The 22305-nt window shown below is 32.0% G+C and carries 16 protein-coding genes and 1 pseudogene; 8 read left to right on the top strand and 9 right to left on the bottom strand.

What is annotated here, in order from left to right; translation table 11 throughout:
• The first annotated feature begins 197 nt into the window (after positions 1-197).
• Together IPK06_15095 and IPK06_15090 are read left to right on the top strand one after the other, a co-directional pair.
• On the top strand, positions 198-575 hold the full coding sequence (locus IPK06_15095; protein ID MBK7981300.1) for a response regulator: 378 nt from the start codon (positions 198-200) through the stop codon (positions 573-575).
• Between the two features lie 21 nt (positions 576-596).
• Positions 597-2699 (top strand): ammonia-forming cytochrome c nitrite reductase subunit c552, encoded by a 2103-nt coding sequence (locus IPK06_15090; protein MBK7981299.1) that lies wholly within the window; start codon positions 597-599, stop codon positions 2697-2699.
• 586 nt (positions 2700-3285) lie between these two features.
• Here the strand turns inward: IPK06_15090 and ccsA (IPK06_15085) are convergent.
• The 4 genes and pseudogenes from ccsA (IPK06_15085) to ccsA (IPK06_15070) form a co-directional block, all read right to left on the bottom strand.
• Positions 3286-5691 (bottom strand): cytochrome c biogenesis protein CcsA, encoded by a 2406-nt coding sequence (gene ccsA / locus IPK06_15085; GenBank protein MBK7981298.1) that lies wholly within the window; start codon positions 5689-5691, stop codon positions 3286-3288.
• Between the two features lie 18 nt (positions 5692-5709).
• Positions 5710-6099: a cytochrome c maturation protein CcmE gene (locus IPK06_15080; protein ID MBK7981297.1), complete on the bottom strand. Its 390-nt coding sequence runs from the start codon at positions 6097-6099 to the stop codon at positions 5710-5712.
• The gene (locus IPK06_15075; protein MBK7981296.1) at positions 6096-6239 is read right to left on the bottom strand and encodes a CcmD family protein; all 144 of its coding nucleotides are present in this window, start codon (positions 6237-6239) and stop codon (positions 6096-6098) included. Before IPK06_15075 ends, IPK06_15080 begins: the two co-directional genes overlap by 4 nt.
• An 18-nt stretch (positions 6240-6257) precedes the next feature.
• Positions 6258-6955 (bottom strand): annotated as a pseudogene (ccsA, locus tag IPK06_15070) (cytochrome c biogenesis protein CcsA).
• A gap of 471 nt (positions 6956-7426) precedes the next feature.
• Here ccsA (IPK06_15070) and IPK06_15065 point away from each other — a divergent pair.
• The 6 genes from IPK06_15065 (at position 7427) to IPK06_15040 (ending at position 17136) form a co-directional block, all read left to right on the top strand.
• Positions 7427-8926, top strand: a complete 1500-nt coding sequence (locus IPK06_15065; protein MBK7981295.1) for an OmpA family protein — start codon at positions 7427-7429, stop codon at positions 8924-8926.
• Between the two features lie 204 nt (positions 8927-9130).
• Positions 9131-10465: a YihY/virulence factor BrkB family protein gene (locus IPK06_15060; GenBank protein MBK7981294.1), complete on the top strand. Its 1335-nt coding sequence runs from the start codon at positions 9131-9133 to the stop codon at positions 10463-10465.
• A gap of 473 nt (positions 10466-10938) precedes the next feature.
• Positions 10939-11559 (top strand): TetR/AcrR family transcriptional regulator, encoded by a 621-nt coding sequence (locus IPK06_15055; GenBank protein ID MBK7981293.1) that lies wholly within the window; start codon positions 10939-10941, stop codon positions 11557-11559.
• 5 nt (positions 11560-11564) lie between these two features.
• A complete protein-coding gene (locus IPK06_15050) occupies positions 11565-12899 on the top strand; it encodes a TolC family protein (protein MBK7981292.1) in 1335 nt (444 codons plus the stop codon).
• 16 nt (positions 12900-12915) lie between these two features.
• The gene (locus IPK06_15045) at positions 12916-14022 is read left to right on the top strand and encodes an efflux RND transporter periplasmic adaptor subunit (protein ID MBK7981291.1); all 1107 of its coding nucleotides are present in this window, start codon (positions 12916-12918) and stop codon (positions 14020-14022) included.
• Positions 14023-14034: 12 nt separating this feature from the next.
• Positions 14035-17136: an efflux RND transporter permease subunit gene (locus tag IPK06_15040; GenBank protein ID MBK7981290.1), complete on the top strand. Its 3102-nt coding sequence runs from the start codon at positions 14035-14037 to the stop codon at positions 17134-17136.
• Positions 17137-17209: 73 nt separating this feature from the next.
• Here IPK06_15040 and IPK06_15035 read toward each other — a convergent pair whose 3' ends face one another.
• From IPK06_15035 to IPK06_15015, 5 genes are read right to left on the bottom strand one after another with little or no spacing between them, the layout of a single operon-like run.
• Positions 17210-17806 (bottom strand): PepSY-associated TM helix domain-containing protein, encoded by a 597-nt coding sequence (locus IPK06_15035; protein ID MBK7981289.1) that lies wholly within the window; start codon positions 17804-17806, stop codon positions 17210-17212.
• Positions 17775-18707, bottom strand: coding sequence for a CbiX/SirB N-terminal domain-containing protein (locus IPK06_15030; GenBank protein MBK7981288.1), 933 nt, complete (start codon positions 18705-18707; stop codon positions 17775-17777). Before IPK06_15030 ends, IPK06_15035 begins: the two co-directional genes overlap by 32 nt.
• Before the next feature lie 31 nt (positions 18708-18738).
• A complete protein-coding gene (locus IPK06_15025; protein ID MBK7981287.1) occupies positions 18739-19704 on the bottom strand; it encodes an HmuY family protein in 966 nt (321 codons plus the stop codon).
• Positions 19705-19713: 9 nt separating this feature from the next.
• A complete protein-coding gene (locus tag IPK06_15020; protein MBK7981286.1) occupies positions 19714-20016 on the bottom strand; it encodes a hypothetical protein in 303 nt (100 codons plus the stop codon).
• Between the two features lie 21 nt (positions 20017-20037).
• Complete coding sequence (locus tag IPK06_15015) at positions 20038-22203, bottom strand: TonB-dependent receptor (GenBank protein MBK7981285.1); 2166 nt, start codon at positions 22201-22203, stop codon at positions 20038-20040.
• Positions 22204-22305 lie beyond the last annotated feature (102 nt).

The raw sequence follows: 22305 nt of genomic DNA, 5'->3' as shown, positions 1-22305 counted from the left end.
GACAATAATATCACACGTAAAATTAGTTATTTTATTCTTTTAAAATATCATTTAAAAATATCAGCTTTAAATGAGATAAAAAAGGCTGATTTCGTTTAATTTTCAAACCATTTTTTTTAGTAAAAAGTTTTAGGAATAAAATATTAGTTTAAAATAAACTGGCATAAGTATTGCATTAATAAGTTATTATGGGAAGAATGCTAATAATATCGACAGACAATCAAATTTATGAATCTTTAGAAAATTTTTCTAAAGAATTCGGATGCGATTTCAGCATATACAATCGCTCAAACGATCCTTTAGATATTATATCGGAAGTGCTTAGCAAAAATTCAAATATCGTAATTTTAGATGATGATTTCATTGCTCCAAATTCAACCAGATTATTGGAAAATATTCGTAAAGTAAATCCAAAATTATCGGTGATATTTATTACATCAGACTTAAGTATTGAATTAGGCAGAGCAATAAATAGTATTGGCGTAAAGTATTATTTAATCAAGCCAATAGATTCAATGAATTTAAGAGAATTTATTAATTCAGTTAGAACTCAAAATCAAAATTTAATTTTTTAATCAACAAATAGGAGGAGCCTAATGCTCAAAAAAATAACTTTAACTATGCTGCTTTTATTCCTGTCTTTTGGAATGATAAACAGTCAATCATTAGAAGTTAGACCACTTGGAATTTCAGATCGTGGTGTAGCTGCTGATACATCGGATATTTTCAAAGTAAAATATAATGGTTTGACAAATGTTGGTGTCGGCTCAACCGTTTACTTGGTTGGCGAAGCCGTTGATACTAATTTTACAAGTCCGGCTTGGAGCATCACAACAAAACCTGAAGGTTCGGAAACTGTAATAATCGGCGAACAAGATTTAACCGAAACTAAGAAAGCAATTTCATTAAAACCAGATGTACTTGGAACATATGTAATTGAATTTACAGATGGCGGAATGACAACATCAATTACAATTAATGCCGCAAAATATATTGGAATGCCCGCAAGCGGATTAACATGCGGTACTTGCCATAATGAATTTGACGGTAGTTTTATCTATGATAAATGGAAAGAAACAGGCCACGCAAACACAGTAAAACCATATACAGATGATCCTGCAGGTCATTTTTCAAACAGATGTATGGGATGTCATACAACAGGTTATGATGCCGCAGCTTCAAATGAAGGTTTCGACGATTTTCCATTTGTATTCCCAAGCTCATTAGCGGAAGGTAATTACGATGCATTAGTTGCAGCTTATCCTGATGCAATGCAAAGAGCAAATGTACAGTGCGAAGCTTGCCATGGTCCCGGCAGCAACCACAACGGAATAGTTTCAAATTCAAAAATGACAATAAGCCAAGCAACATCTGTTTGTGCTTACTGCCATGATTCTGGTACACACCACGCAACACCTGCTTTGTTTGATCAATCCGGTTTAGATGCTTCTGATTTTGACGGACGCGGATTTGAAGGCGGACACGCTCGCGGAGAATATGTTCTTGACGCTGATAGAGACGGTTGTTCACCATGCCATAGCGGTGCCGGATATGTTCAATGGGTTAAAGAAGGAAGACCATCCGACGCTTTAGGTTTGCCTGCAAAAACAAGTGTAAGACCAAAAGCTTCAAACTTTACTTGCGTTACTTGTCATGATCCTCATGACGCAACTAATCCATTCCAATTGAGAGCAAAAGAAACCACGCTTGGTGACGGAACCGAAATTTCATTTGAAAAATATGGAACAGGCGCTCAATGTATGGATTGTCATAGAAGCAGACGTCTAGCTTCAACATACGCAAATGACATAAAGAACGGCAGTGCTCATTACGGCGCACATCATGGACCGCAAGGCGATATGCTTTTAGGAAAGAACGCTCCTGATTGGGGTGTTGAATTACCTAGTTCACCACACGCAATCGCTGGCGGAAATGCTTGCGTTGATTGCCATATGGCTGGTGAAAGCGCATTTGATTCAGAAGGTAAATTAGTTACATTCGGCGGTCATACATTCAACATGAACAATGAAGAAGGTGAAGATAATGTTGAAGCTTGCGAACCTTGCCATGGAAATGTTGGTGAATCGTTTAAAGAAAAGAAATTCTATATCAACGGTAATGCAGATATAGATGAAGACGGCACTGCTGAAGGATTGCAGGAAGAAGTTCATGGTCTATTAGCTACATTGGCTACATATTTGCCAAAAGATGCAAGTGGCGGTGTATTAATTCAATCAACAGCTGATTTTTCAACCGCAGCAGATACTAGTTTAACTCCAAGAATAATGAGAGCCGGTTATGCTTATTTCTTCGTAGAAGAAGACAGAAGCTTTGGTATTCACAATCCTCAATTTACCGTTGGAATGTTAAAAGCAGCTATTTCTGAAATGAAAGGCGGAGTTGTTGATATTAGTGATATGACAAATACTTTACCTACAGATTATAAATTATCACAAAACTATCCTAACCCGTTCAACCCAACAACTAAAATTAATTTCACAATTCCTGAAGCAACAAACGTAAAAGTAACGGTATTTGATGCAATCGGTAGAGAAGTTTCAGTTTTAGTAAACAAACAAATGAATGCAGGAAGTTTTGATATAGATTGGAACGCTGTTAATAATGCAGCTGGTATTTACTATTATAGAATAGAAACAAAGAACTTTGTTGAAACCAAGAAAATGGTTCTACTCAAATAATTTGCCTCTTACTTATGTGAAGAAAAACCCGGCTTTAGAGTCGGGTTTTTCATTTTAAATAATTAGCTTACCTTAATTCTTTTTCCATTTACTCAATTACTTTTTAATTTTTAACAGGCAATTAAATAGATGAATCTGACTAATAACCAGTTTAACAATAACTATTCAATATGTAAATACTGAATCCAAATAAAAAATTTACATTCAGTATTAAATGAAAGATTAGAAAGATTGTTGTTAAATGTAATTATCATTCATATTTCAGCTTCACATTTTTAAACTTTTACAGCATTTAGAGAACATATTAAAGTAATGTTAACATTTCGAATGTTCAATTTCTGTTCTTCATATGAGTATGAAAACTAAAAACTGTTAGTAAAAAAAATACATATTGCTAAAAAAAGAAGTAAAAAAATCTCACATTAATTGCTATATATATTCATCTTGTTTTAAAACAATTGGTGTCAATAATATAATAATTACAATTCTTTTGCAGAGACTGAGAATAAATTATTTGTCAATTTTACATTAGACAAAAAAAAAGCGAATAAAATATTCGCTTTCTTTTAAAAATATTTAGAATTGATTAAACTTCTTTAGTTCGCTTAATTGCGGAAATAATAAAACCCGCGACCATTAATAAAACTCCGGTCCAAACTAAATTAATATAAGGCTTAATACTGGCTTCAATTGAAAGTACTTCTTTAGGTTCACTCTGCACTTTGGTATCACCGTTGTTAGAGATATTTGAAAGTTTCAATCCAACCGAACCGCTTGCGTCTAAATTTGTCAATTCTATTTTTAGATCCGCGTCAGCTATTTCTACAGGAACATATTCTTTATTGCCGCCAGTGCTGTTCATTTTCGGTTCAACATTGAATTTTTTTCCATTGTAATCGACTATTAATTTTGCGCCAATAGTAAAATTACCGCCGCCCATCATAGCCGACATTGCTTCGGGAGGAAAATTAAAACTATCGAATGTAACCTTACTTCGCTTGAAATCGATATTGTCGCCTTTTTTCAAAGTAATATTTGTTCCGCCGCCGCCGGAAGAATTTTCTTCTGAGCCGTCAGTATAACTTAACGGAGTTACATAGAAATCTTTTGTAAACATGTTCCAAATATCCGGTTCTCTCATCAAACTATTATTCATTGATGAGAAAAACATTATCGGGGCAATTACTTTTGAGGAGCTTTCTTTTTCAACTTTGATTTTAAATTCAAATCTTTCCGTATTTTCAATTTTATCATACCCTAAAAAGGTTAAATTATAACCGAACGCGTTTGTGGTTTTTCCCTTTTCTAGATCAATTGATTCTTGTTGAGTAAAACCTCCTGTTGCCACAACACCCAATAAAAATAACGCTATCCCAATATGAGCAATATAAGCACCCAGTGATAATGTTTTTTTTCTGGCAATTTTATATGCAATTTCAAAGTTAACAACTATGGCAAATAGTGATGAAAATGACAAAATTATTAACATTAATTTACTAACGTTGAATAAAAATACAACAATCAAGGTAAGAACAGCAGATATTGCAACAGGAGCAATTAATTTTTTCCAAAGATCTTCGGCTTTATTGCTTTTCCATTTTAATATTAAACTGAAGCCGTTTAATAAGCCGATTATTATTGCGATGGGTAAATTTAGTTCGTCATAAAATCTTAGTTCAACGGATTTTCCAAAAATTGGCGCTGATGTTCCTGCAATAATAACAATTGCCGAAGCTATTAAAGCAATTGAACCAGTAAATAATGCCAGTTCTCTTGATAATATGCTATCTTCATTATCAAAATTGGAATTTAAAGATTTCCACCTGTAAATAAATCCCCCGATTCCCATAATCAAAAATGTAAGCATAAAAATTACTAGTAATAAATAGACAAGCATTCCGGGTTCTGCAAATGAATGAACCGACGAGTCGCCTAAAATTCCGCTTCGTGTTAAAAAAGTACTATACAGAACAAGAATATAAACAAGCATGGAAAGTATAATATTTGTTTTAACAAATCTTCCGGCTCCGCCCGATGATTGTGTTTTTTTCTGTATCAACATTGTATGAACGGAAGCAACGCCAACCAACCAAGGGATCAGACTCGAGTTTTCAACTGGATCCCAGCCCCAATATCCTCCCCATCCCAAAATTCCGTAAGCCCAATATCCACCAAGCATAATAGCTAATCCTAAAACCATTGTACCGACCAATAACCAAGGCAAAGATTGTTTTACCCAATCTCTGTAATCATTTTTAATTAAAGATGCGTTGGCAAATGCAAAAGGAACAGCGGACATTGCGAAACCGACAAATAAAATTGGAGGATGGATCTGCATCCAGAAATTCTGCAGCAACGGATTTAATCCTTTGCCTTCAATAATAAAATCGTTAACTGAAATTCCTGCCGCTTTCAATTGAGCATATAATTGTTGATCCATTCCAACAAAACTTTTGCCGCCGGCTTGATCTTGAAAAATAAAACTCTGCATAAACGGCATTGAGAGAAATTTACTGTTTATGTTTTTTAATTCAATAAAGCTTGGTTCCATCCAAATATAATTGAAAGGGCTTTTTAACAGCGGATTAACAAGAAGAAGTAAAAATGTGAAACTCAAAGAATACACCATCATTACTCTCGGTTCCAAATCACCTCTTTTAGAAGTATATTCTAATAATATTATTCCGATTATTGCGGTGAAGAGAGTCCATAGCATAAAACTTCCTTCTTGTCCGCCCCAAAATGTTGAAAGCAATAATCCTGTAGATAATGTACTGTCGCTGTAATTAAAAACATATTTATATTGATATTGATGAGTTAAGATTGCGTGGAATAATAACAAACTTGCTGCAATTGTCATTACAGAGGCAACATGGTAACCGATACGCGCTTTACCCAATGTATTTGAATAACCTTTATAGGTCAAATAATACATAAAAAAAGTGAACAATCCGGACAAAAAACCGATTGTTAAAATTATATTTCCAATCATTTGTTTTCGCCTTTCTAATTATGATTTTGAAGATTTATCAAACTGCTCTTCATATTTGGAAGGACATTTAGTCAAAATGTCATCAGCGTGAAAACAGCCGTTTTTATATTTTCCTGTAACAACAACAGATGTAGCGGATTCAAAATTATTTGGAATAGTACCGTTATAAATTACTTTCATTTCGTTTCCAAGATAATCTTTCATATAAAATGAAAATTCTTTTTTCGAATTATCCATATTATAATTCTTTTCTTTCACCCAGCTACCGGTAGCTTTCATCGTTTTGCTGGAATTCATTACTTCAGTAAAATTTTCTTCATAGGAAATATTTGTTTCCGTAAACAGATACGACATTATTCCTAAAAATACAACTATGATTATACCGCCGAAAATATATTTATTTTTCATTTTTTTGTTTCCTTTAATTCAATTTCTATTTCTTTTAATCTTTTATCTAATGAATTCATGTAAACAAATACACCAATCCATATTGTTAAAACAATGAATAAAACAATGTATAAAGAGTTGTTTTCCAAAAATCCTAAAATATTTTCCAACTTAATTCCTTATAAAATTTTTTTTGTGAGTCTATCTTTAATTATTATCGATTTATAACCAATTTTCCACATCCAATAGTAAAACATAGTAAAAGCAACTAACGACAGATAAAATATAATCTGCATAGTTCCGTTCATTTTAAAATCAACAACCGGACCCAAATTATCGTCATTTGAAGATCCCGGGTGTAAACCCGACATAATTCTGGGCATTATGAAAATAAAAAACGGTACCGTTAGAAACGCAATTATTGAATATACCGCAGAGAGTTTGGCTCTTTTATCCTCATTTTCAACTGCTGATCTTAACGCAAAGAGTGAACCGTAAATTAACAGAAGAATAAAAATGCTTGTTTCTCTCGGATCCCAATGCCAAAATGCACCCCATGTAAATTTAGCCCAAATTGATCCTGTAACTGTAGCCAAAATTGTAAAGATCATTCCCAATTGAAGAGCTGCCTGAGATTTCGCATCATCGTCCATATTTTGCTTGCGTAAATATTTTATTCCGTAAATCATTGCCATAAGAAAAGCGACAACGGAAAGCCAAGCTGTCGGGACGTGAAAAAGATTATTTTAGCTTTTTCTTCCAATCCGGGAATATTCGAAATTTCATACCAAGCTGATGGGCTTGATACAATCGGAAATGAAAATCCGCAGATAATTACAATTACCATTAAAGTAAAAAGAATTGATTTATATATCATAAGCTGCTATAATTTCAAAAATTGTTAAACAAATTTAACCAATATTATAATCTAAAAAAAGAACACTTTGTCTTAGAATTAATATTAAAAATTTCATGAAAAAATATGCGAATCAACTAATATATTCAAGTGAATTAAATTGGACTGTAATCCCTTTTTTTTCTTATAAGTTAAAATAGAAGAAAAATAAACAATATCAATATTGTTTGCTTTCTACATTTAATTTAATAATTTTGAAAATAGAATCTATTTGTTAATTTTATCAGGTAGTTTCAAATTGAGATTAAAAACAACTTTAATAAAATTATTGAGTCGTTTTAATTTCGAGCACGCATATAATCTTCATTTAATTGGGGGGATTAAGGAAAATTATCTGCCCAAACATTTAAATTTTCTTATACGAATTAATATTGAATATAAATTAAATTCAATATAAACTCAATTAATCATTCACAAATAAAAGGAAGAAATATGAAAGCAAAGTTATTAATATTTTTAACTATAGTAATTGTTGCAGTTTTCACTTCTACGTCATTTTCACAGTTAAACCAGCCAGGTTTAGGCGGAGGTGTTAGTCTTGGCGGTTCTATTGGTAAAACAGATTTTGGCAACAGAGAACATATCAACAGCATCGGCAGAGCATTTCTAAGATATGGTTTCAGCAGTTTTTTAGGTGCTGAATTAGGCGTCGGCGTATCTGTACTTGAAGGAACAGATTACAGAACTTTAGTAAGACCCCTTGACGCAAGATTATTGATTTATCCTTATTCTGAAGATAATATTGATTATTTCATTTATGGCGGTTATAGTTACATGAACTATGAAGTAGAAAATATACCTAGTGTAGCTACGCCTGGTGAAGACCTAAATGGCTGGATGGGAGCTGTTCCGGTAGGACTTGGAATTCAATTCAGATTATTGGATAATGTCGCGTTTGAAACAACAGCCGGATATTACATGGCTTTAAAAGATAATTTGGAATCGCTCGTTAAAAACGACAACAATGATGGCTTCTATAATATTACAATTGGATTAACCGTTGTTGGCGGCGATCCTAACAAAGATACAGATGGCGACGGTTTAACAGACAAACAAGAAAAAGAGCTTGGTACAGATCCGGAAGTTGCCGATACAGACGGTGACGGTTTATCAGACGGACAAGAATTCTTAACAACTAAAACCGATCCAAAAGCCGCAGATACAGACGGTGACGGATTGAATGACGGCGAGGAAGTTAATCAAACCAAAACTGACCCAAACAAAGCTGATACAGACGGTGACGGTTTATCTGATTCAGATGAATTAAATAATCACAATACAAATCCTTTAAAAGCTGATACGGACGGTGATGGATTAAACGATAACGAAGAAATCAGCAAAACGAAAACTAATCCAATAAAAACAGATTCTGATAATGACGGATTGAAAGACGGCGAAGAAGTAAATAAATATAAAACCGATCCTTTAAAAGCTGATACAGACGGCGATACTTTATCAGACGGTGATGAAGTTTTAAAACATAAGACAAGTCCATTTAAAAAAGATTCTGACGACGGAACAGTTGAAGATAACGTTGAAGTTAAAAGAGGAACAAATCCATTAAATCCGGATGATGACGTTGTTAAAGTAGGTGTTGCAATTGTATTGGATGGAATTACTTTCGCAACCGGAAAAGCCGACATTACAGCGGAATCCGAAGAAACTTTACAAAAGGCATTAAAAACATTAAATACTTATCCAGAAATTTATGTTGAGATAAGCGGACATACAGATAACGTAGGAAACGCAAAAAGTAATCAAAAACTATCACAACTTAGAGCAAATGCTGTTAGAGATTGGTTAATTGCTCAAGGAATTGACGGAAATAGATTGACAGCAGTTGGTTATGGTGCTTCAAAACCAATGGTAGCTAATGATTCTCCTGAAAATAAAGCTAAAAATAGAAGAATCGAATTCTCAAGAACAAAATAATTTCTAAAAGAAGGGTGTTTAAAAAGCACCCTTCTCTTTCAATTCAATTTATTTCACTCATTTCAATTTCGATAATGATTCTAATTAAACAAGTTATTAATTTTAATTGATTTGTTATAATTTTAGTTATTAATAACCGAAAAAATTTATTTAGTTGAATTTATCTCCAAATATCCGCTTTTTTGTTCCGGAATAAAAAAAATTATGAAAAATTTATCTTATCAAATTAAAAAGTACATTAAGTTTTTTACCGAAGACATTTGGAGAATTAGATTAAGTGAACTCAAAGGTAAAAAAGCCTTTTTCATAAAACATCAGAGAATTATTATTCTTTCAATCCGCAATTTCCGCGATGACAATTGCGTGTTAAAATCTTCCGGACTGACTTTTTATTCTATGCTTTCCGTTGTACCTGTTGTCGCAATTTTATTTGGAATTTTCAAGGGATTCGGACTTCAAGAAAATTTAGAAAAAATCCTAATGGAAAATTTCAAAGAATACGAAGCTGTTATGGTCAAAATTGTAAGTTATTCAAATATGCTTTTGGAAAATACAAAAGGCGGAATTATTGCCGGAGTCGGCATTATTTTACTTTTATGGACTGTAATAAAATTGCTTAATAATATTGAATATTCTCTTAATGACATTTGGAAATTCAAAACTTCACGTTCCGTTGTCAGACAGTTCAGCGATTTTCTCGCAATAATATTTTTGGCTCCGTTATTTTTTGTTCTGTCAAGCGGTTTAACCGTATTCATCAGCGTTTTTATTGATGATTTAGCGGAGAAATACAAATTGCTGGGAATGATAGTGCCGATAATTTCGTTTTTATTAAAATTTCTTCCTTATATAATAATTTGGATGTTATTTACTCTATTTTATGTCGTTATGCCAAATGGTCCGGTAAAATTTTCATCGGCATTTTTTGCGGCAATATTTGCCGGAACTCTTTATCAAATAGTTCAATATATTTATGTTACTTTTCAAATTGGCATTGCAAACTACAACGCTATTTACGGAAGTTTTGCCGTGTTTCCTTTATTTTTAATTTGGCTTCAAACGAGCTGGCTTATATTTTTATTCGGAGCCGAAATATCTTACGCGATTCAAAACATAAGTAATTTTGAATTTGAAGCGGATTCGAAAAATATAAATTACCACCAAAAAAAATTAATCTCTTTAGCCATCGCGCAAATTATCGCTAAAAATTTCCAGATGGGCAAAAAAGCAATGTCAACTAGTGAAATTTCCGAGAAATTAGGAATTCCAATAATACTAACGGATAAAATAATTTCCGAATTCGTTGAGGTTGGTTTATTTTCAAAAATTTATTTGGATAAAGATAAAGTGTTTTTATATCAGCCAGCTAAGGATTTAAAATATTTTACGATTAAAAATGTATCCGACGCATTGGATAAACGCGGTTCAAAAATACCATTAAAAAAGAATGATGAATTTAAAATTATTGATCATTTAACCGAAAATTTGGATCAGCTCATTACAAAATCTCCGGAAAATAAACTGCTAACCGATTTATAAATTTATTTAAAGTAAATTATTTCCAAAGCAATGAAAAATTGATTGACATTTTCATTCATTTTAAAACCAGATGCAAATGCAATTTTAAATTCTCCGCTTAAATTACGTTGAAGTGAAATACACTTGTCGTAAACCAGAACATCAAGCAATATTAAACGCTATATGTAATTTATTATTAATTTAGAATTTTAACGAGATATACATTATTATTGGATATTTGTCGAATCATCAAGAAAAATAATTGTAGATAAATTTAATTATCATAACTTATGAGATTTAATATTTCTTTTAACAATACATGTTATCGCAATAAATAATAAATATTCAAACGTAATTAATAATTTAGCATCTTAAAGAGCAAGCCGTAAAACTTTTTATATAATTCTTCGTCAAATTGAAATATTACTTAGCGGTAAGTAGAAAAATTTTCAAGAAATGATTAATTTACCGAACGGTAAGTAAAGGATTATTCAATGAGCAAAATACAAGATAAATTAATTTCAAACGAAACTAAAAATAAAATATTTAACGCGGCGGCAGAATTATTTGCCAGAGACGGATTTCATAAAGTTTCCGTTAGAGAAATTTGCGAAGCGGCTAATGTTACTAAACCTGTTCTGTATTATTATTTCAAGGATAAGGAAACTTTGTTGGAAGAATTAATGAAAGAAACTTATGTGAAAGTTGATGAATTAGTTCTTAAACATATTAACGAAAATGACCCAATAGAAATTTTGTTGCGGAATATTGTAAAACTGTACATTGAGTTTTTGTCGATTTATCCAACTCTAACAAAATTTTCGGCGTTTATTCAATCGACAAATGTCCCAAATAGAATTTTAGAAATGAAATTAATAAGATATAAATCCGAAATGGGAAAACTAATTTCAATTATCAAGGCAAATCAAAAACTTGGAATTATTTCAAAAGAATACAATCCCGAGACTTTGTCAATCAATTTCTTTGGTACAATTATAATGTACATAGGCGAATTTTTATTTTTTGATATATCAATTAAAGAAGTAAATAAAAAGCTAAACAATTTTGTTGAGTTCTGGATCAACACATTTATTATCAAAGATTCGGCGGAGTAATTTTTATGAGAAAACTATTATTATTTTCAATTTTAATTTTAATTTTTAACCAGTACTTATTCTCACAATCCAAAAAAATTATTGAATTGTCATTTGACGATGTTATTGGAATTTCTAAATCTGAAAATTTATCACTCAGATCAAAAATACTTGAAAATGAATATCAAGATTTAGAAGTGTGGAAATCTTATTCATATTTTTTACCGTCTTTAAATTACCAGGTTCTGGCAACAAATAATTTAGAACTTCCGGTTTTTGTTTTTATGGGACAAAAATTTACGGTAGGGACAAAATTTGCATTCCAGCATTCACTCGATCTTTCTTTACCAATATTAACCGGCGGTTCAAGATGGTTTAATATAAAAATTCAAAATAACATTAAAAAATCGTTAAGTGAAGAACTAAAAGGAAAAGAAAAAGAAGTTGTGCTTCAATCTCTTCAAGCTTATTACGGAACTATATTAGCTGCATCATTGCTGAAAACGGCAAATGAATCCGTTGATGTTTCTAAATCTAATCTTGAACAAGTTAAAAAATATTACGAAGCCGGCACAGCAACGGAATTGGATTTGCAAAGGGCAAAAGCACAATTAGCCGCTTCACTGCCAAATTTAGAAAAAGCTAAATCTGAAAAAATTCTAAGTCTGCAAAGATTAAAATTTCTTTTAAATATTTCATTTGAAGATTCCCTTGTTATTAGCGATTCATTAATGAAAAAAGATTTTCTGCAAGATTTTAGTTCAACAAAACTTAGCGAACTAAAAGATATTTCTTTTGAAAATAGAAATGACATTAAATCATTACTTTATAAAATTGAGGCAACAAAACAATCGGAAAACATTTCTTTAGGTAGTTTTACACCGACTGTTTCAGTCTCCGCAAATTTAGCGCATCAAGCACAATTGAGTAATTCAAATGTTATGTGGAATGATTATATCAGATCAAAATCAATTTCACTAGCTTTAATTTGGCCTTTGTTTGAAGGCGGCAGAAAAATATTAAATTATCAGCAAGCAAGAATTCAAACCGAGCAAATGGAATTAATGTTTGAGCAAGCCGATAAAGGACGCATTTTGGACGTTGAGCAGAACTACTACAACTTCTCCGAATCGGTTAAAAATTTGGAAAGTTTAAATGAAGCTATGATTCAATCAAAAGAAAGTTTACGTCTTGCAAACTTGCTTTATGCGGAAGGAATGAGTACGCAGTTAGATGTTTTAAATGCACAGCTGCTTAACACATCAAACCAGACTCAATATTATCAAGGGATTTATAATTATAATATCAGCCAACTTAACCTTTTGTATTCGATGGGAATATTGAATAAAATTTGGGAATAAATTCATAGAGGATAAAATGAAAAAATTATTACTGATATCTGCAGTTTTTTTAATATTAATTGTTACAGCTTGCAATGAAGAGACCGAACAAAAAAGTGAGAAGATTATACCCGTAAAGGTATTTACTATTAAATTAAACAATATCGAAAATTACGTTAAAGCAACGGGAACGATTACCGGAGGAGAAGATGTTGTACTATATTCAAAGGTTTCGGAAAGAATAACAAACATTTCGGTAAAGCCTGGCGATAAAGCCGCAAAGGGTCAAACTTTAGCAGTTCAATATAATGCAATTTTTAAGCAAAGCGTAGAAGCGGCAGAAACCGGGGTTAAGTCTGCTCAAGCGCAATTTAATTTAATTCAGCAGGAATTTGCAAGAATGCAGAAACTGTATGATCAAAAAGCAATAAGCAATCAGCAATTTGATCAGACAAAAACACAATATGAATCTTCTGAATTAGGTTTGCAAGCTGCAAAAGTCCAGCTTCAGCAAGCAAAAGAACAATACGCAAATAGTTTTATTACGGCTCCTTTTAGCGGAACTATCGCATCAGTATTTGTTGAGCAAAACCAAATGGCAGCCGCAGGTTTGCCAATTGTTCAATTAATAAATTCAGGCGAAATGAAAGCGAAAGTAAAAATCCCTTCAACTGAAATTGAAGGAATTCATAAGGGACAGTCTGTTAATGTTGAATTCCCTTCCGTGCCAAATAAAATTTATGAAGGAACAGTAACTGAAATCGATCATGCCGTAGATCCAATTTCTAAAAATTTACAAGTCGAAGTTGAATTAAAAAAACCTGACAATTTATTAAAGTCAGGAATGTTCGGCGAATTTTTGATTAAAAATGCGGTTAAAGAAAATTCAATTATTATTCCCGAAATCGCGATACAAAGCAGAACAGAAGTCAAAATAGACCGTGAGACCGGACTGCAAAAGTCATTTAAAAAATATTTTGTTTTTGTAATAAAAGACGGCAAAGCTAATCTATTGGAAATTAAACCCGGCATTAGCAGTGATGGAAGAATAGAGATTATTTCGGGTTTAAATGTTGGAGACACGGTGGTAGTTGTCGGGCAAAATATAGTTAAGACCGGTGATAAAGTTAAAATAATTGATTAGAGCGAGCAGAAAATGATACTAACAAAATTTTCATTGAGAAGGCAGATTACACTTATAATGTTTTATGCTGTGGTAATTGGATTCAGCTTATTTTCTTTTTCACAATTAAAAATAGATTTCTTCCCGGATATTACATTTCCGATTGCTGGAGTAATTACAAATTATTCAGGCGTTGGTCCCGAAGATATTGAAAATCTTATATCGCGACCAATTGAAGAAGCTGTTTCCTCGGTAAAAAATATTGAAAAAGTAAGCTCACAATCTTTTAAAGGCGCTTCAATTGTAACACTCGAGTTTAAATATGGAACGGATATGAATCAAGCTGAAATTGATATCCGTAAAAATCTGGATTATATTAGAGACTTTTTACCGACAGACGCAACAGAGCCAATTACTTTTGTATTCGATCCATCGATGATGCCGATTATTTATTTGAATTTAAGCTCAGATTACTTGGGTTCTGCGGAGTTGAGACGACTTGCTGAAGAAAAAATTGAACCGCTTCTTGAAAGAGTTGTGGGCGTAGCATCCGTACAAACACAAGGCGGATTGCAAAGACAAATTAACGTTAACATAAATCCAACATTATTAGCTTCCTATGGATTATCTCCCGATAATGTTTCACAGGCAATTCAAGTCGGCAGCGGACTTTTACCCGGAGGAACAATTGAAACGGAAAGCAAAAGTTATAATCTAAGAATCTTTAGTGAATACCGATCGCTTGAACAAATAAAAAATACTATTGTTACAATGCGTGGTAAAGAGCCTGTACTTGTTAAAGATGTGGCAGTTGTTGAAGACGGTTACAAAGAAAACGCTTCCGAAGTCAGAGCGGATTACGGTGAAGGTGTTTTCATGTTTATTATGAAACAATCCGACGCAAATACTGTTTTAACAACCAGAAGAGTAAAAGAAGCTTTACCGGATATTTTAACCGGCTTACCTCAAGGTACCAAGTTAACTGTAATGTGGGATCAAGCTGATTTTATTATGCAGTCAATTAATAATTTGAGCGATACAGCCATAATTTCTTTCATTCTTGCTTTTCTTGTAATTTATATCTTTTTAAGAAATATCCGCGGAAGCATTATTATGGGAATTTCAATTCCTTTATCCGTAATTATTACGTTTGCTGTGCTTTATGCGGCGGATCTTACTTTAAATATAATTTCAATGGCTGGATTAGCTTTGGCAATTGGAATGCTTGTAGATAATTCTATTGTTGTTTTGGAAAATATTTACAGACATCGAGAAATGGGTAAATCAAAATTTGACGCGGCAGATATAGGTACCACTGAAGTCGGCATGGCAATAACAGCTTCAACACTTACTACTATTGCGGTGTTTGTACCTGTGTTATTTGTACCCAATATAACCGGACAATTATTTAAAGATCTTGTGCTAACAATAACATTTAGTTTAATTGTTTCTTTAATTGTTGCACTTACAATTGTTCCAATGATGTCTGCAAATATATTAGGCTTGGAAAGCAAAAAGAATAAAGAGGGAAGATTCAATAAATTTAAAGAACGAATTGGATCAATGTTAGACAAGCTTGCAAATAATTACGCAAAGATTTTAAACTGGTCACTGATAAGAAGAAAAACCGTTCTATTAATTGTTTTAGTACTATTTATTGTTTCATTAAGTTTGACCGCATTTCTCGGCGGAGAATTTTTACCGAAAAGCGATCAAGGTTTTATTGACTTTCTATTGGAAACGCCATCCGGAACCCCGATTGAAAAAACAAGATTATACGCGTATCAAATTGAAGATATCGTAAAAGAAACCATTCCCAAAGACGCAATGGAATCAATAGCAATTTTTTACGGTGAAAGAGAAGGAATCGGCGCGTTCGGCACAACCTCAAGTACAGTTGAAGCCATAATTAAATTAAAATCAAAAGATCAAAGAAAATTAACTCAATTTCAATTTCAGGATTCATTGAGAAAAAGATTGGACGATATTCCGGGTGTAACATATTTCTTTCAAGACGGCGGAACTTTTTCAACAGAAAAAGATATTGAAGTTAAAATTACCGGATTCGATATCGACAAGGCAAAAATTATAGCTAACGAATTAAAAGGTAAATTTGATAAAGTAAAAGGATTTGTTGACATAACATTGAATACCAAGGAAACAACTCCCGAACTTCAAGTTCATTTTAATAAAGATGTTATGAATGATTTAAAATTATCGAGCATAGCTGTCGCCAGCAACATTTCAACCGCTATGGCTGGTAAAGTAATTTCACAATACCGTGAACTTGGTGATGAATATGACATAAGAATTCAATACGATAAAAAATTCAGAAATCAAAAAGATATGATTGAGAATATGCAGTTATCATTACCCAATGGCGATATGATCAAATTAAAACAAATTGCTCAAGTTACTGAAGAAGAGGCATCGCCTACAATATTCAGGGAAAATCAAAATAGATTTGTTTCCATCGGCATTAGTTTATCAGGTATTGATCTTTCGAAAGCTACGGAAGAAGTAAATAAAATTGTGGCGGAAACCGCTATACCATCAGAATTCCAAGTTATAATTGGAGGAACTGCAGAAGATCAGCAGGAAGCATTTTTCTATTTGATGTTGGCATTTATAGCCGCAATACTTTTAGTATATATGATAATGGCTGCACAATTTGAATCTTTTGTTGACCCTTTAATTATTATGTTTACCGTTCCACTGTCGGTAATCGGTGTATTCTTTTTCCTTTTTATTACTGGAACAAGTATTAGCGTTATGGCTTTGGTGGGACTTGTAATGTTAGTTGGAATTGCGGTTAATAATGGTATTGTGCTTGTTGACTACACTAATCAACTGCGGAAACAAGGCTATGAATTATTTGAAGCAGTTAAAGTATCTTGTTCAGCTAGAATGCGTCCTGTTTTAATGACAGCATTAACTACAATTCTTGGAATGGTTCCATTAGCATTGGAACTTGGCTCAGGTTCGGAAACTTGGACTCCTTTAGCACGTGCGGTAATTGGCGGATTAACTACTACAACTTTACTAACTTTGATTGTGATTCCAATTCTCTATATAATATTTGAAAAATTGGAAGATAAAATAAAAATCAAATGGAGAGTAAGGAAGAATAAATAATCAACTTTAGTTCAATACCTTTTTAATCAAGTTAAGAAGGTATTGAACTTCATAAAATTTTTTAACTTTAAATTCATTTTATACTGAAAATAATCAAAGCAATTAATGGTGGTAGAAATCCGGCAGCAATGAACCACTTACCCCTTCCAAAGATTCCGTTTTTTCCTTTTAATATAAACAGTCCGGTAACATTTATAAAAATTAACGCGGCGGCAAAAATATCCGAAAACCATTTCCACTCAGCCAAACTATTTCTATGTAAAACATTAACCTCATAAAATAAAATACGTTTTGTTACTCCTTCATAAAATCCTAACATCCGCGAAAAATCAATATGAAACGACGCGTCTTCATAATAAATTTTTACTTGGTCTGTTGTCGGCGAATCATAAAGTTTAAATTCATTGTGTCCAACAATTTTACTAAGCGAAGTAATATTTTCGTCCGAGATATTTTCATAAGTAAATTTAGAAGGGATAGAAATTGTATCTTTTTGAATTACAAAATCCGGATTCCAATCGTTAACATGATTTAATGCCAATCCGGATAATGAATAAACAATAACCAAAGAAGAAAAAAAGTATCCGAAATCCCGATGAAGATTATTATTAAGTTTTCTAATCGTTCTCTTGTTCAATTTATTTACTAGCCATTCTTGATTCAATTTCATCTGCAAATTCATTCGAAATATCAATAACCCAATTTTGAATATTTTTATCCGGTAAAATTGCATCCGGCTTGTAAATAACTTTTTTATCCGATTCTTTTATTTTCTTTATTCCATCGCCGATTATCTGTATTTGAAACATTTCGTCATGGGCAACTAAAACCGGAATTACAATTGCTTTATTTTTGTAATTCAGCACTTTATTTATAGCGGTAGCAGTAGAATCAGGATTATAATGTGCTACGTGCCCACACCATCCATAACTGTATTTGTTAATACCAATTTGTTTTTCAACTGTCGCTCCGACTTTTTCCAATAATGCGCTCCACTCTTTATTATATGTTTTATCACCATATGCAATTAGAACCAGTCCTTCATTTTGCGAATTTCTACTTAAATTTTTAACTCTGCTCACAATATTTTTTTGCAGAATATCCGTAAAATCCAGCAGCGGTGTAATATGTATTTCGGCAGACGGAGTATATCGTTCAATTTTTTCTATTTTCAATAACTCCAAAGAATGCTTATCGGTTTTTCGTCCGATGATTGTTGGAATGTCATCAAACGAATGCGAACTAACGGTCAAAAATATTGGAATAATAATTACATCCGTAAAACCTTCTTTATCAAATTCTTTTAGTCTTGTAGCAATTGAAGGCTCTGTATATTCCATAAACGATGTGGTTACTTTTGCTATACTTTTATTTTTAAGTATTTCAGGTTTTACTCTATTTTCCAAATCCAGTAAGGCATTTCTCCAAGTAGCTGAATGCGAACCGTGGTTAACCAATAACACTCCTATTTTTTTTGATTGAAGATTCTTCGAGACTACTACATTATTGTGTAAAAAAAATATAGAGATTATTAAAAATGATAAATACTTTAGTCTATTTATTTTAATCATGATTTCCCTTTCTATACAAATTAATTTTTGTTTAGTTTAAATATTTCCAATCAATTGTAAATGTGCCTGAATTACCTTGTTCATCATAATAATTTATTATTTCAACCGCGGCATATTTTCCTTCGACTGTTTTAACCACATATACAAAATCTTCTGGAGTTAACAAATGACCTTCGCCGTAGTTATACCAACCGAGTGTTGTGTAATTAGTTTTTATATCTGAAGAAAAATCTGAGTTTGTAATTGTTGAAACATTTTCAATTGACGTATTTTCTAATTTTTTTATTTCAACGTTTTCTCCAAGCCAAATTGAACTGCCGCTAAATTTTAATTGGCAGGTTTGACTCGATGTTACATTTCCTTCTTCAAATGAAAAATATTTCATTTCGGAATTAGCATTTTCGGTTTTAAATGAATCCAATGGAGTTGTTGTAAAATCCATTGAACCGGAAGCATTGAATTTATATTTAAAGTGAATGGAAGATATTTGATGTAAAGGAAAGTCGTAATCGTAATTTGAAATTTCTAATAACGAATAATTACCGGAACAGCTTTTTATTACAAATACGTCATTCCTTACGGCATTATTTGCGTCGTACCAATTCTTTCCAATAAATGCTTCACCTACTGTTTTATCCGTTTTGAATTCGCTTTCTGCCGGAATTGTTGCTACGTCAGATAATTTCGCGGCATTCAATACTGCAATTGATGAATTCGATCCACATAAGATTAATGGATCATTCGGCATTGTAAAAAATTGGCATGGCGCCGTTTCAATTGTTAATGGAACTGTTCCAAATGCAATATCGTAATTCTCCGGCTCAGCAGTTTCTGCTGTGTTTGTACTAAATGTAAAATATTGCTTGCCGATTGTTTTTACATTCTGTGATTTAAATTGCTGTACTTTTGTATTATTTTCATCTTTGGGGTCAGTTGAATTATCATCACATGCCGTAATTAAACTTAATACAAAAATTATATAAAATAATTTTTTCATAATTGCTCCTTAGTTGTTCAAATAGTTATAAATATTGAATCGTTGAATACTTAGTTTTTGCATAACAACATTTTCAACTTCTTCCTTAAACCAATTGTAGTCATTATTGTCTATTGTAAGAAAAACCGGATCGATCTTTATTCTGAAAGGTTTTTCAGATTTAATTCTTTCGTCTAAATTATCATATTGATAGATACCCGAAAGAATAAACTGCAGACTTTTAAAACTTACATGTATTTGCACTCCTTTATAAAACAAGTTAAATGCATTGCATTCTTCGCAATGCGTAATAAAACATTTTCTTTTATTCACTTTCTCACTCACTTTTGTTTCTTATTTATATTCATATTTAAGTCCAATGTACCATTCACGTCCGGGCATTGGTCCCCAAGTTTTGTTTATATAATTATTAAGATTTCTCATTCCTAAATATGTATTTAGCTTTTCTGAAATTTTATAATTTAAATTCGTGTGGAATAACCAATATGAAGAAATAACTTCATTCCTTCCGGTATAAATAATTTCTTCATAATCCTTCCATATTTGCTTACCAAAAAATTGTCCTCTAAAACTAAAAGACAAATATCCAATGAAATTGAGGTTGAAGGAAAAATTTATTTTGTGCTTTGATTTTAAGAGAAGTTGATCATTTGTTTGAAGATCCTTCGAATCAAAATAACCATAACCGAATTTAAAATTGAGAAAATCATACGGAAAGTATTCAACGTCAAAATCACCTCCCCAGGTATTTACCTTTTCCAAATTCGCGGTTTTATAAATTCCATAGTTGTCCTCTATACCTAAATATTTATAATCAATTAAGTTTGAAATTTGGTTATAGTTAAAGTGAATCTTCAGATGATAATTATTATCATTCCAATATTCTATATCAGTTTGTAAAGATGTTGATTTTTCTGGACGTAACTCCGGATTGCCGGTTATATGATAACCAACATTTAAATTAACGTATTCTATATATAATTCCTTAAATGAAGGTGCGCGAAACCCTTCGGAATATGAAACTCTAATTCTGGAATTAATTGATGGTTTAAACATTACCGCTGCTTTTGGAGTTAATTGACTGCCATAAACCGAATGCGCGTCTAAACGAATTCCTCCAAGAAAAGTTGACCAGTCATTTATTACTATTTCATCTTGCAGAAAAATATTATTAAGATTTGAGTTTTGATTCTCGTTTATTACTCTGTCCGATCCAATTATTTCATACTCAAATGAATAACCGCCGTTTATTAAGTTTTTCCCTAATGCAAAATCAAACAATACATCACCTCGCAATAATTTTTCAAGTGTAGCGTCGCCATTTTTTATAAAGCCGCTGCTTATAACTTTTTGATCATAAGTATGATCAAACACGGAATATTCAATTCCGGTTTTCATATTAAAAGAATTAATAATTTGCTTAGACGTAAGTTCAAGTCTGCCCGCGAATTGTATATTCTCAATACGATCTCTGAAGATTATACTGCTTTGTGAATTTTGATTTTCATTAAAAAATAAAGTTCTCAAATTCAGTTCAGTATTTTCATTTAGATTTCCATTTAGATTAAATTGCCCGTGGTATTTTTTATACGCCGTTCCGTCATCCGAAGGAGTTAGTTTATTAAGATCATATCCGTCATACTTTCTATAACTAAAATTTAAACTTGGTCTCCAATTATTTACAGGTACATTAAGATTTATGCTTCCATCCAATCTTCCATAACTTCCGGTCGATAAATCTGATGTCATTGAAAAATCGTTGTTCATTTTATTTGTAATAATATTTATAACTCCGCCCATTGCCTCGCTGCCATATAAAGCCGAAGCAGCGCCTTTTACTAGCTCTATTTTTTCAACTTGATTAATTGGAATAGTTGAAATATCAAGCTCACCGTTTACTCTGCCGATCATTTTAATTCCATCTACCAAAATTTGCACGTGCTGACTTCCAAAACCTTGAATTTCAACAGTATTAACGCCGGTGCCAAATTGGTTTTCATGAATAACAATTCCATTAATTTCGGAAAGCGCTTGTTTAATATCGCTGGCCCCGGAATTTTGAATTTGTTCTTTATTAATGACTCTTGTGCTAACCGGAGTATCTTTTAAAAATCTTTCGGTCCTTGTTCCCGTAACAACAATTTGATCTAGATTGAGCAGTGAAGGTTTTAAGTAAAGTTCAATTGAAATATAATTTTTGTTTAATTCAATATCTTTTTCTTCAGAGAAATAACCGATATAGGATGCAATTAATTTGAATTTATTTTTATTTGATTTTGTACTAATTAGAAAATTCCCATTTTCATCACTTAAGGTTCCGATAGATGTATTTTCTAAATAGATATTTGCGCCAACTAATGGAAGCTTTGTATTCGAATCATAAATTTTTCCGTTAATAACATTTTGCGCGTTGTTTGAATTTGAAAAAGATAAAAGCAATAATAAAATTCCGGCAAGTTTTATTTTATATAAAAAAGAAAATGTATGTGTATTATTCAATTTATTCTGGCTATTAAGATTTAATCTTAATAGTAAATAAAAGATAAGCGTGGATTTATATCAATACTTTGGAATTGGTAATTTTTAATACTAAGAATTTAG

This window comes from Ignavibacteriota bacterium (genome assembly GCA_016713565.1).
GTDB lineage: Bacteria > Bacteroidota > Ignavibacteria > Ignavibacteriales > Melioribacteraceae.
This window is presented reverse-complemented; position numbering and strand designations above follow the sequence as displayed.

Excerpts from the sequence above, each read along its gene's own strand:
- IPK06_15040 (MBK7981290.1), top strand. The coding sequence starts at position 14,035 with ATGATACTAACAAAATTTTCATTGAGAAGGCAGATTACACTTATAATG.
- IPK06_15035 (MBK7981289.1), bottom strand. The coding sequence starts at position 17,806 with ATGAAATTGAATCAAGAATGGCTAGTAAATAAATTGAACAAGAGAACG.
- IPK06_15050 (MBK7981292.1), top strand. The coding sequence starts at position 11,565 with ATGAGAAAACTATTATTATTTTCAATTTTAATTTTAATTTTTAACCAG.
- IPK06_15055 (MBK7981293.1), top strand. The coding sequence starts at position 10,939 with ATGAGCAAAATACAAGATAAATTAATTTCAAACGAAACTAAAAATAAA.
- IPK06_15090 (MBK7981299.1), top strand. The coding sequence starts at position 597 with ATGCTCAAAAAAATAACTTTAACTATGCTGCTTTTATTCCTGTCTTTT.
- ccsA (MBK7981298.1), bottom strand. The coding sequence starts at position 5,691 with ATGATTGGAAATATAATTTTAACAATCGGTTTTTTGTCCGGATTGTTC.
- IPK06_15030 (MBK7981288.1), bottom strand. The coding sequence starts at position 18,707 with ATGATTAAAATAAATAGACTAAAGTATTTATCATTTTTAATAATCTCT.
- IPK06_15065 (MBK7981295.1), top strand. The coding sequence starts at position 7,427 with ATGAAAGCAAAGTTATTAATATTTTTAACTATAGTAATTGTTGCAGTT.
- IPK06_15045 (MBK7981291.1), top strand. The coding sequence starts at position 12,916 with ATGAAAAAATTATTACTGATATCTGCAGTTTTTTTAATATTAATTGTT.
- IPK06_15025 (MBK7981287.1), bottom strand. The coding sequence starts at position 19,704 with ATGAAAAAATTATTTTATATAATTTTTGTATTAAGTTTAATTACGGCA.
- IPK06_15060 (MBK7981294.1), top strand. The coding sequence starts at position 9,131 with ATGAAAAATTTATCTTATCAAATTAAAAAGTACATTAAGTTTTTTACC.
- IPK06_15080 (MBK7981297.1), bottom strand. The coding sequence starts at position 6,099 with ATGAAAAATAAATATATTTTCGGCGGTATAATCATAGTTGTATTTTTA.
- IPK06_15095 (MBK7981300.1), top strand. The coding sequence starts at position 198 with ATGCTAATAATATCGACAGACAATCAAATTTATGAATCTTTAGAAAAT.